9 protein-coding genes and 1 tRNA gene are annotated in these 16,184 nt (G+C 29.3%); 7 read left to right on the plus strand and 3 right to left on the minus strand.

Going from position 1 to position 16,184, the window contains the following annotated elements; all coding sequences use genetic code 11:
- Nucleotides 1-1,014: 1,014 nt before the first annotated feature.
- Both nadE and hemB read right to left on the minus strand, forming a co-directional pair.
- On the minus strand, nt 1,015-2,532 hold the full coding sequence (gene nadE / locus MR76_RS01285; RefSeq protein ID WP_024071895.1) for an NAD(+) synthase: 1,518 nt from the start codon (nt 2,530-2,532) through the stop codon (nt 1,015-1,017).
- Nucleotides 2,533-2,686: 154 nt separating this feature from the next.
- Complete coding sequence (gene hemB, locus MR76_RS01290; RefSeq protein WP_024071897.1) at nt 2,687-3,682, minus strand: porphobilinogen synthase; 996 nt, start codon at nt 3,680-3,682, stop codon at nt 2,687-2,689.
- A gap of 264 nt (nt 3,683-3,946) precedes the next feature.
- On the opposite strand from hemB, the gene MR76_RS01295 reads away from it, so the two are divergent.
- The 3 genes from MR76_RS01295 (at nt 3,947) to MR76_RS01305 (ending at nt 10,201) form a co-directional block, all read left to right on the plus strand.
- The gene (locus MR76_RS01295; protein ID WP_024071898.1) at nt 3,947-6,691 is read left to right on the plus strand and encodes a PD-(D/E)XK nuclease family protein; all 2,745 of its coding nucleotides are present in this window, start codon (nt 3,947-3,949) and stop codon (nt 6,689-6,691) included.
- A gap of 603 nt (nt 6,692-7,294) precedes the next feature.
- Nucleotides 7,295-8,533 carry an MFS transporter gene (locus MR76_RS01300; protein ID WP_024071899.1) on the plus strand — a complete coding sequence of 413 codons (1,239 nt, stop codon included), beginning with the start codon at nt 7,295-7,297 and terminating at the stop codon, nt 8,531-8,533.
- Nucleotides 8,534-8,965: 432 nt separating this feature from the next.
- Entirely contained in the window at nt 8,966-10,201 is a 1,236-nt protein-coding gene (locus MR76_RS01305) for an MFS transporter (RefSeq protein ID WP_024071900.1), read from the plus strand.
- Between the two features lie 821 nt (nt 10,202-11,022).
- On the opposite strand, the gene ssb is transcribed toward MR76_RS01305, so the two are convergent.
- Complete coding sequence (gene ssb, locus MR76_RS01310; RefSeq protein ID WP_024071901.1) at nt 11,023-11,496, minus strand: single-stranded DNA-binding protein; 474 nt, start codon at nt 11,494-11,496, stop codon at nt 11,023-11,025.
- Nucleotides 11,497-11,643: 147 nt separating this feature from the next.
- Here ssb and MR76_RS01315 point away from each other — a divergent pair, with 147 nt between their 5' ends.
- From MR76_RS01315 to MR76_RS01330, 4 genes are all read left to right on the plus strand, one after another.
- Nucleotides 11,644-13,017 (plus strand): malonyl-CoA decarboxylase, encoded by a 1,374-nt coding sequence (locus tag MR76_RS01315; protein ID WP_024071902.1) that lies wholly within the window; start codon nt 11,644-11,646, stop codon nt 13,015-13,017.
- Between the two features lie 34 nt (nt 13,018-13,051).
- Nucleotides 13,052-14,500 carry an Asp-tRNA(Asn)/Glu-tRNA(Gln) amidotransferase subunit GatB gene (gene gatB / locus MR76_RS01320; RefSeq protein ID WP_024071903.1) on the plus strand — a complete coding sequence of 483 codons (1,449 nt, stop codon included), beginning with the start codon at nt 13,052-13,054 and terminating at the stop codon, nt 14,498-14,500.
- A 461-nt stretch (nt 14,501-14,961) separates the two neighbouring features.
- Nucleotides 14,962-15,036: transfer RNA gene (locus MR76_RS01325), tRNA-Asp, on the plus strand.
- Between the two features lie 104 nt (nt 15,037-15,140).
- Entirely contained in the window at nt 15,141-15,941 is an 801-nt protein-coding gene (locus MR76_RS01330) for an enoyl-ACP reductase FabI (protein WP_044171591.1), read from the plus strand.
- Nucleotides 15,942-16,184: the final 243 nt, after the last annotated feature.

Here is a 16,184-nt window from a genome sequence, read left to right on the forward strand (position 1 = left end):
AGTAATATTTTTTTATAAATATTAGACTAATTAGCTATTGTATTAGTTATGGTACTGGTAAGTGGAGGTTAGTAGTAATAACTTATTTATTAATTATATAGTTGTAAAGAATTATATGGAAAATCTGTAGTGTTTGTGAATGGGAAGGGTAGCATTGAGTATTTCTTGTATATTATAACTAGAAAGGTTGTATTATATTGTATAAGGTTAGTTTATAAAATTAGTTTTTACCCTGTATTAAAAGATAATAAGCTTTAATAAGTTAACGTTTTCATATCAATTAATTGATGAGTACTCCAATAGAAGCTTGGTCTCTTTTAAATTGAGACTTTTGTATTAAGTGCACTGGTTAACATCTTGAATACTATACCAATTTTTTTATTATATCTTCTGTGGAATGGTTTTGTTTGATTAAGTAGTGCAAATACTGAATCTAATGTTGTGTGTAATTAAAAGAATATATTGGTTTTTGCTGTTTGACACTGAAGATAATAACTTTGATATGTTAGTATTTTTTGTATCAATTAATTAATGAGTGGTCCAGTAGAAGCTTGCTCTCTTTTAAATTGAGATTTTTGGATTAAGTGTACTATGTGATTAACATCTTGAATACTATACCAATTTTTTTATTATATCTTCTGTAGAATAGTTTTGGTCGATAAGTAGTGCAAATACTGAATCTAATGTTGTGTGTAATTAAAAGAATATATTGGTTTTTGCTGTTTGACACTGAAGATAATAACTTTGATATGTTAGTATTTTTTGTATCAATTAATTAATGAGTGGTCCAGTAGAAGCTTGCTCTCTTTTAAATTGAGACTTTTGTATTAAGTGCACTGGTTAACATCTTGAATACTATACCAATTTTTTTATTATATCTTCTGTGGAATAGTTTTGGTTGATAAGTAGTGCAAATACTGAATCTAATGTTGTGTGTAATTAAAAGAATATATTGGTTTTTGCTGTTTGACACTGAAGATAATAACTTTGATATGTTAGTATTTTTTGTATCAATTAATTAATGAGTGGTCCAGTAGAAGCTTGCTCTCTTTTGAACTGAGATTTTTGGATTAAGTGTACTATGTGATTAACATCTTGAGTATTATATCCTTTTTTTATTACATCCTCTGTAGAATAGTTTTGGTCGATAAGTAATGTAAGTACTGAATCTAATGTTGTGTAGTCAGGTAAAGTATCTTGATCTTTTTGATTATAACGTAGTTCAGCGGATGGATGTTTTTCTATAATTTGAGAAGGAATAACATCAATTTTCTGGCATAAACTGTTTACTGGTATGTTTTTGTTTCGCCATCTACTGAGCTCATATACTTTAGTTTTATATATGTCTTTTATTGGGGCAAATCCTCCACACATATCTCCATATAATGTTGCATAACCAACGAATAGTTCTGATTTGTTACCTGTTGATAATAACATAAACTTAAATTTATTGCTAAGTGCCATTAATATAGTACCTCTAATCCTAGCTTGTAAATTTTCTTCTGTAATATCTTCTTCAGTATTTATGAAAGTATTGTGTAAGGTTGCAAGTGAAGTTTGAAATATTTTCTCTATCGATAATATATTATAAGAAATTCCTAATCTCATAGCACATTCTTTAGAGTCAGTGATACTCATTTGAGATGTATATTTTGTTGGTAACATAAGCGAATGTACATTATTAGCTCCAAGAGCATCTGCTGCAATTGAAGCTACAAGTGCAGAGTCTATACCTCCCGATAGTCCCATAATTACACTGGTCATAGAATTTTTATGTATGTAATCCCTTAATGCTAACATTAGTGCTTGATAATCTGATTCAATGTTATTGCATATTATGTTAAGATTAGTTTGTTTTGCTAAGTCTGTTTTACAAATCTTGCTATCTTCTTTCCACATATTTAAGAAATAATATTTGTTATTGAAAGTAAAGAAAGATTTTCCGTGAAAGACTAAATTACCATATCCTCCTATTTGGTTAATATATACTGCGTATTTATTAAATGTTAATCTTAAAATTAGATTATCTCTTGAATTTGTATCTTGTGTGTATTGAGTACTATCCATAATTAGCAATAATGTATCGTTATTATAGATAGGTAATTTGGGTGTTCTTGATATAAGAAGTAATGTTATGTTTATATTGTCAATTGTAAATGTTACTGAGATATCAGAAGACTGAGGACCTGCTGGGAATTCTATTAATTCTGTGATTTTTCCATTTTTTATTAGGTAAATTGTTTCAAACATTACATTATCTTTCTCTTTAATGCTGCCAATAATTATTGTTGTATTCTTATTGTTGGTTTGTAGTGTTAATTTATTTATTGCATTGGTACACTGATTGAAAAAATCTTTATATAAGGTTGGAATTTTTTGTATATATCCTGATACTGCATACCTTGAAAATATAACTATATCAGCTGCTTGATCTACTGATTCTTGGTATGATTTTGTAATCTTATTATAATTGTGATCAATATTTTCAGGATTGTAATTTAGTTGAGAGATAAAGATTGATGGTCGATACATGGTATTTTGTTTTTTAGCCTATTACTATATTTATCACATTAACTCTATATAAGCCATCATACATTTCTATTCCTATTATATCTGTAAGCACTGAAGTGAGTATCTTAATTTTTATGGATATAGGCATACTAAAAATGATGTTTTTAGCATTGTGTTACATCCTGTTTTTTATGAGCATTGTTGCTACATCTATTGCAGCATAAGTAATTATGCTTTTTGCACCTGCGCGTTTAAGTCCTAATAGAGATTCATAGATAGCTGAGTCATAATCTAATAAGTGGTTTTGTGAAGCAGCTTTAATCATTGCATATTCCCCACTAACTTGATATGCAAATACTGGTGTCTTATATCTGCTGCTAATGCACTTAATTACATCCAGATATGGCATTCCTGGTTTTATCATTACAATATCTGCGCTTTCATCAATATCCATTTGTACCTCAAGTATTGCTTCATTTATGTTTGCAATATCTAGTTGGTATGTGCTTTTATCTATTGTTTCAGATCTTGAGCGAGATCCTACAGCTTCGCGAAATGGTTTGTAGAAGCTAGAACAATATTTTACAGAATAAGATAATATGCATACATTCTGGAAGTTACAATTGTCTAAAGAATTCCTTATTCTTTTAATTCTTCCATCCATCATATCTGATGGAGCTACAATATCGCAGCCCGCTGCTGCTAATACTAAAGCTTGCTTATGTAAAACTTCTAAAGTTGAGTCATTGTCAACTTGCTCATTTACTATAATTCCGTCATGTCCTGAAATTGTGTAAGGATCTAATGCAACATCAGCTATTATGCCAATTGTTGGGATATGTTTTTTGATTTCTCTTATTGCTCTGCATACTAGATTGTCAGGATTAAATGCTTCTTCTGCATTTTCAGATTTTAAGTGATTTTCCACTACCGGAAACAATGCTACAGCATTTATTCCTAGGCTTGCAGCTTGCTCTACTATTTTTAACAATTCAGAGATGGGATATCTTTTTATGTCAGGTAATTGTTTTATAGGTTCTGATATTTCATTACGATCATGTACAAATAGTGGTAGTATTAGGTCATTTGTAGATAAACTGGTTTCTCTTACTAGATTGCGTAACCATCCGTTCAAACGCTTGCGTCTTAATCTAGTGCTAGGAAATTGCATGTTGTTAACTTGTTATATTGCATGTGTATATTATTTATTGTTTTACTAGTAAGTATCAACTGATTTTTTTATTAGTAACATAGAGTATTTATTAATTAGTGAGTGTGATAAGAAATATACAAAGAACGTTTCACCGTCCACTTTGTAATGTTTTCAGGCTCTAATTATAAATGTTGTAAGAACTAATTTAATTTGTTAAGGCTATTATTAGGCGTATATTATGTTTGTGATTGTCTTTATAATTCTTTGGTCTAATGTAATTTAATGAGGAAAATTTTTTCAGTTCATTGTTCAGAATCATTTTTAGCTGTAGTAGCAAAATTTGCATTTGATATCTTTAATAATAAGGCTAAAACTTCTTCTAATATGATAATTCTAGTACCGAATCAAGAAGATGTGAAGTTGCTATGTGATGAATTGAAACTTCATTTCCATGCTACTATTCCTGATCAAGTAAGAATTATATCGTTGTCGAATATAGATGAAGATTTGCTAACGAATGAGCATAGTTCTGTCAGGATTATGGCTCCAACAAGGAAACTTTTGTTATTGATGGAATTTATAAAGTTATGGAATTCTGAAAATAATGATAATTATCCACTATCTTTAGGTTATGAATTGTCTTCATTGTTGAATGAAATGCATGTGCATTGTATTCCGCTATCTAATTTAGAGTATTTGTTTGATTGTGATTTGCCAGTACATTGTCAGAAGGCTGCTAAGCTCCTTGCTGAATTATCTAAAAAATGGAGAGAAGTTTTAAATAAAGAAAAAGTGCTGGATATATTGGAACATAGAAGTTTATATGTGAGTGACTTAGTAAAATATTTACAAGATGAAGCATTAAATTGCACTATAATTTTTGCTGGTATGATGTTTGATAATTTTTTTATTAATTTTGTTCAAGCTTTATATAAATTACCTAATAGTACAATAATATTTCCGTATATAGATATGAGTATTGATGATGAAAATTGGCAGTTATTGGAAGAATGTCATTATCAGTATTATATAAAGAATTTATTAGATGTTTTAAAAGTTAATAGAAATGATATCATTTTTTTAGGGCAGCCAAATCATTTGGTATTTGTAAGTAGTGTGTTTAATTTTAATTTATTTTTAGAAAAATATCATCAAAATGACATTCAAAAGTATGATGATTATAATCGTGTTAAATTGATTACTTGTGTTTCAGATGAAGAGGAAGCTCAAGTTGTATCTATGCTTATAAAAGAAAATGTTTGTAGTAATCTTATTGTATTTACAAATAATTTGCTGTTGACTAAAAGAATAAATTCTATTGTAAATTCAGAAAAGTTATTAGACCAGTCTAATATTAATTATCTTATATTGTCTTTTATATTGCATATATTAGAAGTTGTAATGAGTAAATGGGATCCTATTCCATTATTATCATTACTTAAACACCCTTTTGTGACTTTGGAATATGCTAAGGAAGATTATGAAGTTTTGATGTCAAGTTTTGAATTAAAAGTTGTCAGGTCTTATTCTTGCTATGATTTCTTTAGCATAGAAAATACTATAAAAGAAAAAGTGCCAGATTTGTTACATTTTTGGGAAAAGATAACAGGTGTTATACTGCCTTTAACTAAAGTAAAACATGATATTATATCTTCTATAGTACAAGCTCATATTGTATGCATACAGAATTTATTGAAAGGTAGTGTTATAATTGATCTTAATGATTATAGTAAGATTGAAGAATTTTTTGATAATTTTCGAAACTCATGTAATGGTATAAAAATATATGGCATGGATGTATATTATGAGATTTTAGTATCAGTTTTAAATAGTACTTTCTTTGCAGAAAATTATAGATTATCTAGTGTTAATTTATCTAAAAAAGAAGTAGTTATTTTTGCTGGCTTTAATGAAATGAATTATGGCGTTAGTTCATGTGTGGCATTATTAAATAAGTGGATACGTGCTAAATTAGGGTTGCCTTCCATTCAAAGGGAAAAAGGTCATTTTGCTTATTTGTTACATAGCTTTTTTTATGCGGATAAAATTTATATCACACAGTCTTTGAAAAGTTTTGGAAAAATAAATGAGGAATCTATTTGGGTTAGACGGTTGAAGATTTTAGCAAGACTTTATAATATAGAAAGTTTAAAGGGTGATATTTATTCGAAGATCCAAGATGGATTTTTGTATAGTGATGTTAAAAATTTATCGTATTTAAGACCTCAACCTAACCCAGAAATCAGTCAAAGGTTCGCTGCATTTAATATTTTGTCTACTACTTCTTTAGAAACTTTGATAAAGAATCCTTATGTATTTTATTTGAATAATATTTTGAATGTTTTGCCATGTAAAGATATTAATGAAAGATTTTCTATGCGTGATTTTGGGATAATTGTGCATAATATTTTTTATAAATATTTGTTAAGCGATAGTAATCAACATAGATATGAAGATTTAATAAAAATTGCCACATCAGAGTTCTTGGATAGGTACAAAGATTTTCCTCAAGTTGAAACTATTTTATGGCCTAAATTTCAGAAGATGGCCGAGCAGTTTTTTGAAATCAATTTAGAAAGGAGCCATGATATTAATGAAGTTATTACAGAACATTTTTTTTCTTGGGAGATCTGTAGTAATGTAAAAGTGGTATCTAGGTGTGATAGAGTAGAATGTTTAAAAGACGGTAGTGTCATAGTTATTGATTATAAGACTGGTACAATTCCTTCGCAGTCAGATATTAATTATGGAGCTGCTTTACAAATGATAATACAAGCATTAACGGTGAAACAGAGTTTAAAAAAAGATATTTCAGGTTTAATGTATTGGAAGATAAATTCAGAAGATATGAAAGTAATCCCTGTGGATAATTATATTGAATTGATGGAGAAATTGGAAGTTACTTTAAAACAGCTAATTTTGGATTATGTAACGTTTATGAAGCCATTTACTGCATCTTATGACATGTCTAAGCATACTAATTATGATCTTGTAACTCGTATAAAAGAGTGGGGATATTTAATATAATTGTTAATTTATTATTTTATATTAGCCGTAAAGTTATATGAAGTACTGGATTTGAACGAGTGTTAAAATTGTCGAGATTTTTAAGATTATATCTATGTATTATACTTTACTAAATGTAATATTTATGTTAGCCACAAAAGTTTTTTTGAATGTTTTGTGAATTTTCTTCTGGTTAGAGTTTGTGGATAATATAATGCAACTTCAGAAAAAACAAGGAAGTGCTTGATTGATATGAGGATAATTTTCAAAGACTAAGTTGATTATGAGAATCAACTTAAACATTGATAAAAATTGTATCTGAATGGGTTCTGTTCTAAATTTCAGATCTATAGATTGACTGTAAGTCATACATTAAAGATTAGTAGAAGGTCTATATGTTGGGAAAATGTTTCGAAATGAAATAGCCTGTTGATATTATGTTATAGCTATGTTGCAAATTAGTTACTATATTTTATTAATGTGCATATTTCTAGAGTAAAAATATTCCACACTAATATAAATTTAGGTTAAAATTAATTATTTGTTAATTGTTGATAGTGGTTGACATAAGAGATAAATAACTGTAATTTTTAACTCTTTATTTTTATATTATTGTTATCTAAAGTGTTGCATGGTTCTAGTAAAAAAGCAATAGTGGCTATGCTTTTGTGTGCTTTTATAGAATGTTATGATTTTTTGGTATACGGGAATTTTGGGCGTATATTTAGTAAGATGTTTTTTTCTCAAGTTAATAGTGAAAGTTTATCTTTAATACTATCATTTATGACATTTGGAATAGCTTTTTTTGTTAGGCCTTTTGGGGCATTAGTGTTTGGATATATTGGAGATAAATATGGGAGAAAAATATCTTTATTTATATCTGCAGCTTTGCTTATTTTATCAGTTGGGGGTGTTGCATTCTTACCTCTTGTTGACTCAATAGGTTTGTTAGCTCCTATTCTATTAGTGTTGTTACGCACTTTGCAAGGATTGTCTTTTGGAGGTGAAGTAGGGGTTATTGTTTTAATAGCAGAGAGTGTTAAGAAAGAGCAAGTTCCTACGGTATTAAGTTTACATTTTGCGATAGCAATACTTGGAGGAGCAGTTGGGTCTTTTACTTTTAAGCTGTGCTATAATCTTATTCCGGAAGCGCAGTTTTACTCTTGGGGGTGGAGAATACCATTTATTGTTGGTTTGATGCTATCTATGTTTTTACCTCTTTTGCGTCATTCTATTGAGGAGAGTAGGCAATATTTGGATTATATGTCTCGCAAAAAGGTCTCTAAAGTTCCTGTTTTAGATATAATACTACATCATAAAAAGATTTGTATAATGATATGCAGTTTAATAGGAAGTGCTAATATCTTATTTTATATGTTTTTTGTATTTTTAAATATACAGCAACAAGTAAGTATGACAGTTTATAGTCTCTTAATATTGGCAGTGTTGGTGTCAGGTTTTATATCCTGTCTTTCTTTTCGGGTATACAAACCTGAAAATGTATTATTAGTTATTCATGTGTTGTTTTTTACATGTGTAGTTCCTGTTTTATGTTTCTTAGGATTTAACTCTGTAATTAGTTATTTTGTGTTAGCAATTGTGTTGGGTTTGTATGCAACTCCTATATTGTCTATGTTGGTGTTTTTATTTCCAGTTAATATCAGGCAAACTGGTTTTTCAGTGTGTTATAGTATTGCGGTAGCAATATTTGGTGGGACTACTCCTATAATTTGTTTATGGTTGATAGAAATAACTCGGTTGGATATATCTCCTATATTTTATTTAAGTTTCTGTATGTCATTATCTTTGCTTAATCTTTTGTTTTTGAAGAAATATAAATATGGGAAAGTGTTATGTGTTTAAATTAGAATTTAGAACAATACTGTATGTAGGACTGGTGAATAAATTAGGTAATCTTTGTAGAGATATGATATGCGCTTGATAAGGCATAAACATTGGTTTTACAGTAATTGCTGACGTGTGATTGTCATTTTATAGAACTTTTGTTATATGCGTTTTATTATAATAGCTAATTGTTCATCAGTGGTTAGTGATAAGACTTTATTTCATAGCTTTAGCATATGATGTAATATTAAACCTAGAATATCTTTTTTCAAACTCTGTTTCACTGTTAATGCATTATCATTTGTAAAACAATCCTATAATTAAGTATATGTATAATAGGTTGTAGGTTACAATGAATCTTAGTTAATTGTTTGTTTACTTAATAATAATTGACATACATAACTAATATGTTGTAGTTATGTTAGTATTAGTATCTAATAAGTATATAGCATGTCAACGAATTCCAATGTAAAATCAATGTTATCAGTACTTCTATGTGCATTTATAGAGTGCTATGATTTCTTAGTGTATGGAAATTTTAGTAAAATATTTAGTCAGATGTTTTTTTCTCATCTAACTGAAAATTTTGCTCTATTATTATCATTTATGACGTTTGGAATAGCTTTTTTTGTTAGACCTTTTGGATCATTGTTGTTTGGTTATATTGGTGATAAGTATGGTAGAAAAGTTGTTTTATTGAGCTCTGTAACTTTACTTATTATATCAGTGGGTGGAATAACTTTTCTGCCGCTTTTTGAATCTATAGGGGTATTATCGCCTATTTTACTAATAGTGTTTCGTATTTTACAGGGATTGTCTTTTTCTGGAGAAATAGGAGCTGTCATTTTAATGGCAGAAAATATAAGGAATAATCGTAATATTGCTTATGCAATGGGGAGTCATTTTCTGGTAGCAATATTTGGTGGTGCAGTTGGATGTTTTGTGTTTAAACTATGCTATAATTTGATTCCAGAAACTCAATTTTATTCTTGGGGGTGGAGAATTCCATTTGCCATAGGGTTAGCGATGTCTTTATCATTACCTTTCTTACGTTCTTCTATTGAAGAGAGTAAAGAGTATTTGGATTATAAAAGCAAGAGTAAAATTTCTAAAATACCTATTTTAGATGTAATATCAAATTATAAAAAGCCTTGTATAATAACATTTATTTTTGTGCCTTTTTGTAACTCTTTATTCTATACTTTCTTTGTATTCTTAGGTGTACAGAGCAAAGTAAGTATGACGATATATGCTTTATTGATTTTAACAATAACCTTGTCATGTTGTCTAGTTTCTATATTGTGTAGGATATATAAGACTACAACTGTTGCATTATGTCTTCAAGTATTTTTTATTCTAGGTATATCTCCGCTTGTGTGGTTTTTTGGTAAATCTATTGTAACTTATTTTCTTATAGCATTTTCTTTAGGTATGTGTTCAACACCTCTTGCTGCTATGATTATGCTTTTATTCCCAGCGAATGTTAGACAAACTGGATATTCAGTTTCATGCAATATTGCAATAGGGTGTTTTGGGATGTTAACTCCTGCATTGTTCTTATGGTTGGCAAAATTAGGTATGTCTCCTGTGCTGTGTGTAGATCTTTATGCTTTGCTTTCTTTATATGGTTTTTATTGTCTCAAGAAAGACAAGAAAGTTACTGAATATGAGAGTGTATTTAAATAATGACTCGGTTTAAGTTGTTTTGAAATACTCTATATTTGCTACTTAGTGTGTAATTTTATGTAATTGAGTGTTTATTGTCAGTTGATACTTATAATTTTATTGTAAAGTTAATGTGATATATGTCTCTTGATATTCAATAATTTACATGTCGAGATTTGAATCTTGTATATAAGGTTATACAAGGCTATTTTAATCAAAGGGGTATTGATTCTGTATAGTTTTATTACAAATAGTATCTCTTATTTTATGGTATATGTATAGACTAGGCAGAGTTTTTTTTGTATGGGTTTGTATTACTATGAACTGTGTGTTATACAAAATACTACAGCAAGTAGTTGAATATTTGTACATATCAATAATTTTGTTTTTAATTAGCATCTAAAATTTGTAGATCAGTGCTTGTGTAACATATGACTATATGTTTGATGTAAGTTTATACTGTAATAAACATGATTTATATTACAAGATTCATAATAGCACTGAGTATTTTAATATGAATATGAAAAACTGACTGATAACTGTGTCTCTCAACTGTTGTGTAAAGCAAATTTGTATGTAAAATATGCGATTTATTATAATATCTATTGTTATAAAAGTTAAAATGATGCTTAATTTCAGTAGATGTGTTTTTTACTACCATTAAAGCAACTTGTTTAAAAAGCCCATTAGTAGGAGTTAAATTTCATATGTGCACTTTAAATTAAGTAGTGGCGGAATGATATTTTAGTGTTATTTAGTAAACCTATGTGTTAACACTGGAAACACATAATCATAATAAATAATGTAAATGTTTATACATGTATGGTGAATTAAAGTTATGACTAGAATGGTATTTCATCATCAATAATTATATCATCACAATTGCTGTCTTGAAAATTTTCTTTGTTCAGACTTTTATCGGTATAATCGTCAGGTATAACATTGTTATCTGTTGTATTATTTTTAGCATCTAGCATATACAATGCTGAGTTAAACCCTTGTAAAATAACCTCTGTTGTATAACGATCTATATTATTTTGGTCTGTCCACTTTCTTGTTCTTAACGACCCTTCAATATATATTTTGCTTCCTTTGCGTATACAATTTTTTATAATTTTTATTAAACCTTCATTGAATACTACTATGTTATGCCATTCTGTTTTTTCTGTACGTATGCCTGATGTCTTGTCTATCCAGCTTTCTGATGTGGCGATAGAAAAACTTGCCATTTCTTTTCCATTTTGCATTACCCTAATATCTGGATCTTTACCTAGATTGCCTATTAAGATTACCTTATTTACACCGATAGTCGACATAGTTGTATCTTCATTGTAAGTTAACAAGGATCATTATCATATTTTATTAACAATTCAGTCAATAATTTTGTTGTTATATTCTAAAAAAAATGGACTAATAGCATGGAATAGTGTTATTTAAAACATTTACTCTAATTGTGGTTTACAATGGATAACTCATTACCAGTAATAAGAAATAAAACAATAAATGGTGTTTTTAAAGTTATGGGGGAAATGGCTGATGCAATATTTTCTTGGATTGGCAGCATTAATAAGGATTTAACTAGGGATCAGGATATTACTGATCTTTATGAAAAAATGAAAGAGTGTGTTAACCCAAAGGGTGGTGATATTAAAGCAAGGTATAATACTATATCTTTAGGTAACTTATATTTGAATTTGTCTGACGTTGGTAAAATAGCTTTTCTAAAGTTGTTGGAAGAGAAATTTAGTGCTGATAGAGTTGAGATAGATGAAAAGATAGGAGATTATATACGTGAAGTAAATGAAAATGGTAAAAGAAAGTACGAATTTGAATTGATGACAGTTTTAGAATCTCCTAGATTACGTATACTTAAGCAATTTATTTCATTACCTGATGGTTTAAAATTTATTGTTGATATGAGAGCTGATGTAATTCGGTTAAATAAGAATCAATTGTTTTTTTCGCTAGAGAAAGATTTAAGAAATATATTATCTTACTGGTTTGATATTGGCCTTTTAGACTTACATCAAATTACATGGGATTCTCCTGCTTCTTTATTAGAAAAGTTGATCTTATATGAAGCAGTTCATGCCATTTCTTCATGGGATGATTTACGAGATAGATTAGATTCAGACCGTAGGTGTTTTTCTTTCTTTCATTATAAAATGTCAAGAGAACCTTTAATTTTTGTAGAAGTAGCTCTTATTGATGAAATGGCTACTAGTATACAAATGTTGTTGGATTCTCAAGTGCCAGCTAAGGATCCGAAGAATGCAAAGGTGGCTATTTTTTATTCAATTTCAAATACTCAGAGAGGACTTTCTGGGATTAGTTTAGGTAATTTTTTGATAAAACGTGTTGTGAATAAGTTATCAGAAGAATTTCAAAATATTAAAATTTATGCAACTCTTTCTCCAATACCAGGTTTTATTAGGTGGGTTATGAATACTTTGCCAGATTGTCTTGAGCTGCTAAATGAGTTGAAAATTACTGCATCTATTGATGAGATAATGTCATACGTTAATGCGAAACAATATGCTGATTTATCTCAGGATATTAAAAATTTATTTTTAAAATTATGTGCTTATTATTTAGTAAGAGCGAAAAATTCTGATAAGGCGTTAGATCCAGTAGCACATTTTCATTTAAGTAATGGGGCAGTTATAAAACAGTTAAATTGGATGGCTGATATTTCTGAAAAAGGATTGAGTAGTTCAATGGGTATCATGGTAAATTACCATTATGAATTGTCTAAGATAGATGACAATTATGAAAATTACGTAATTAATAAGAAAATTAATTGTTCAAAAGAAGTGTTGTCACTATTAAAGCGTTGATTTAATATAATTTTATTTAAAATGATATGTTTTTATGAGAATTATCAAAGGAAATAGATATGATTGGGAAGTGGTAATAGGACTGGAAGTTCATGCACAAGTTATTTCCAATTCTAAATTATTTTCTAGTGCTTCAGCAAAAACTTATGATGCTTTGCCTAATACACAAGTATCGCTTTTTGATGTAGCAATGCCAGGTATGTTACCTGTGCTTAATGAATATTGTATTTATCAGGCAGTAAAAACTGGAATTGCTTTATCATGTCAGATTAATAAGTATTCAGCTTTTGATAGAAAGAATTATTTTTATCCTGATCTGCCTTCTGGTTATCAAATAACGCAGTTTTATTATCCTATAGCGACACAAGGTAAAATTGTTTTAGAAGATCATGATATGAAGGAGATTCGTATTGCTAGGATTCATCTTGAGCAAGATGCTGGGAAAAGTATTCATGAATCTAATAAGACTTATCTAGACTTCAATAGAGTAGGTATTGCATTAATGGAAATAGTATCGGAACCTGATTTAAGATCTGCTGAAGAAGTTGCAGAATATCTAAAAAAGTTACGTATGATATTGCGTTTTATAGAGACATGTGATGGAGATATGGAAAAAGGTTCTTTGCGTTGTGATGCGAATGTTTCAGTAAAACCTGTTGGAAGTAGTGAACTTGGGGTAAGATCTGAAATAAAAAATCTTAATTCCATTCGTTATGTTATGCAAGCTATAGAGTATGAAGCAAATAAACAGGTTAATGCGTTGGAGAATGGAGAAATACTAACTCAGAATACGTTGTTATTTGATGTTGATTTAGGACAAACAAGAGTGATTAGGACTAAGGAAGATGCCCATGATTATCGATATTTTCCGGATCCTGATTTGTTTCCATTAAAAATTGATGATCAGTATATAAATCATGTAAAATCATCCTTGCCAGAGTTACCTATGCAAAAAAGAGATCGTTATATTAGTGATTTTAATCTCAGTAAATATGATGCAGGTATTTTATCTTCTGATAAGGATGTTGCTATATATTTCGAAAAGGTTGTAGAAAAGCATGATGCAAAACTTGCAGCATCTTGGATAACAGGTGAACTTTTTAGTAGGTTGAATAAGCTTGGGATTACTATTAATGAATCTTCAGTAAAAGCTGAACATTTAATACAATTGCTTGATCTAATGGTTGACAATACTATTTCTTGGAAGATAGCAAAACAGGTATTTGATATGATGTTTGAGTCAGGTAAATCACCTGCACTGATAGTCAATGAACATGGATTAAGACAACTAAGTGATACAAATGTGTTGTTTGCAGTTGTGGAGAAAGTTTTAAAAGATAATACAAGTAAGGTTGAAGAATACAAACAAGGCAAGGAAAAGCTATTTGGGTATTTTGTAGGTCAGGTGATGAAAGCAACACAAGGTAAAGCAAATCCTGATATAGTGAATTCTATTATCAAGCAGCAGTTAGAAAATAAATAGTTATATTATTGATGTAAAGTAATATTTATTGCAAGTGTCAGAACTAACACATTCATTATTTAATTCATCTATTAATTATTATTATTAAAATATGTTATTGAATTAATAATTTGATTGAAATGTGCTTGAACATTAGTTATATGATTATTTCTAAACCATATAAATGTCAGTTAGTTGTGTGTTGGAGGTACTGAAATCAGTTTGATGACTGAATAACATATTTTCTATCAAAGCTTGTTTCTATGTAGTATGTCAAAGATAGGAAACAATGTTGTTATAAATTGAAAATAGTCTAAATTCTATAATTTTGTATATTTTTTACATTATTTGATTGCAATAAGTATCAGATAATGTTATTAAAGTCTGTGGGTTTTTATTATGTAAGAGTTGTAAGGTTAAGTAAGAATAAAACCTTATTGACAATTTTTTTGCTGGTTAGCATTATAGAACTTATATTTATCGGGGGCGTAGTTCAGTTGGTTTAGAACGTAAGCCTGTCACGCTTAAGGCCGCGAGTTCGAGTCTCGTCGCTCCCGCATCTTGAAAATTTTTTTATTATAGTTTTGTAACCTGTTAATTTTGTAGTATTGTAAAGGCATGTCTAAGAAATAAGGAGATATTGGTGCTTGCTAGTGATATAATGAAAGGAAAAAAAGGGTTAATTATTGGGATTGCTAATGATAAATCTTTGGCCTGGGGGATTGCTAAAACCTTAGCTATGCATGGAGCAGATATAGCAGTAACTTATTTATCTGATGTTTTTAAGAAAAGAATAGATCCTCTGGTAGAATCTATAGGTGTGAAGTTAGTGTTGCAATGTGATGTATCTAAAGAAGATACTGTGGATAGTATGTTTGCACAGCTTAGTAATGAATGGGAGAGTATAGATTTTTTAGTGCATGCTGTTGCTTTTTCTGATAAAAACGAGCTGAAGGGTAGGTATATTGATACATCACTAAATAATTTTTTGACATCTATGCATATATCATGTTACTCGCTTACTTATCTTGCTAAAAAAGCGGAGAAGGTTATGTGTAATGGAGGTAGTATATTGACGTTATCTTATTATGGTGCTCAGAAAGTAATGCCTCACTATAACGTGATGGGGGTGTGTAAAGCAGCTTTAGAAGCAAGTGTAAAGTATCTTGCTGTTGATTTAGGTTCTCAGAATATCAGGGTTAATGCTATTTCTGCTGGACCGGTAAGAACTTTAGCATCTTCTGGAATAGGAGATTTCCATTACATATTGACATGGAATAAATATAATGCGCCTTTGAGGCGTAATACTACAATAGAAGATGTAGGTGGAGCAGCACTTTATTTACTAAGTGATTTAGGTAAAGGTACTACAGGGGAAATTTTGTATGTTGATAGTGGGTATCATGCTATAGGTATGAAAGCAATAGATGCTCCTGATATTAATTATATTGAGGCTAAATAAATCAAAAATATTGTATCTATTTAAATATGGTATTGAGTTTTTTATTATTTTAATTCGTGATATTTTTTTTCTTTTTATTATATGTATAAATTTGTTTCACTGAGTGAAGTTTTAGTTGTATATTGCTATACATTAAAGAAGAGTTGATCTCTTTATGGGAAATTGATGGATGAGTTTGTTTTTCTATTGTATAATGCAGAGGATCGTGACTCTCAGTAATTGGTGGTACTAATGTGGTTTATG

It is taken from the genome of Ehrlichia muris AS145, from assembly GCF_000508225.1.
Taxonomy (GTDB): Bacteria; Pseudomonadota; Alphaproteobacteria; order Rickettsiales; family Anaplasmataceae; genus Ehrlichia; species Ehrlichia muris.

Bases quoted from the DNA above. Each gene is read 5' to 3' on its own strand.
- hemB (WP_024071897.1), bottom strand. From the start codon at position 3,682: ATGCAATTTCCTAGCACTAGATTAAGACGCAAGCGTTTGAACGGATGG.
- MR76_RS01315 (WP_024071902.1), top strand. From the start codon at position 11,644: ATGGATAACTCATTACCAGTAATAAGAAATAAAACAATAAATGGTGTT.
- MR76_RS01305 (WP_024071900.1), top strand. From the start codon at position 8,966: ATGTCAACGAATTCCAATGTAAAATCAATGTTATCAGTACTTCTATGT.
- gatB (WP_024071903.1), top strand. From the start codon at position 13,052: ATGAGAATTATCAAAGGAAATAGATATGATTGGGAAGTGGTAATAGGA.
- ssb (WP_024071901.1), bottom strand. From the start codon at position 11,496: ATGTCGACTATCGGTGTAAATAAGGTAATCTTAATAGGCAATCTAGGT.
- MR76_RS01330 (WP_044171591.1), top strand. From the start codon at position 15,141: ATGAAAGGAAAAAAAGGGTTAATTATTGGGATTGCTAATGATAAATCT.
- nadE (WP_024071895.1), bottom strand. From the start codon at position 2,532: ATGTATCGACCATCAATCTTTATCTCTCAACTAAATTACAATCCTGAA.
- MR76_RS01295 (WP_024071898.1), top strand. From the start codon at position 3,947: ATGAGGAAAATTTTTTCAGTTCATTGTTCAGAATCATTTTTAGCTGTA.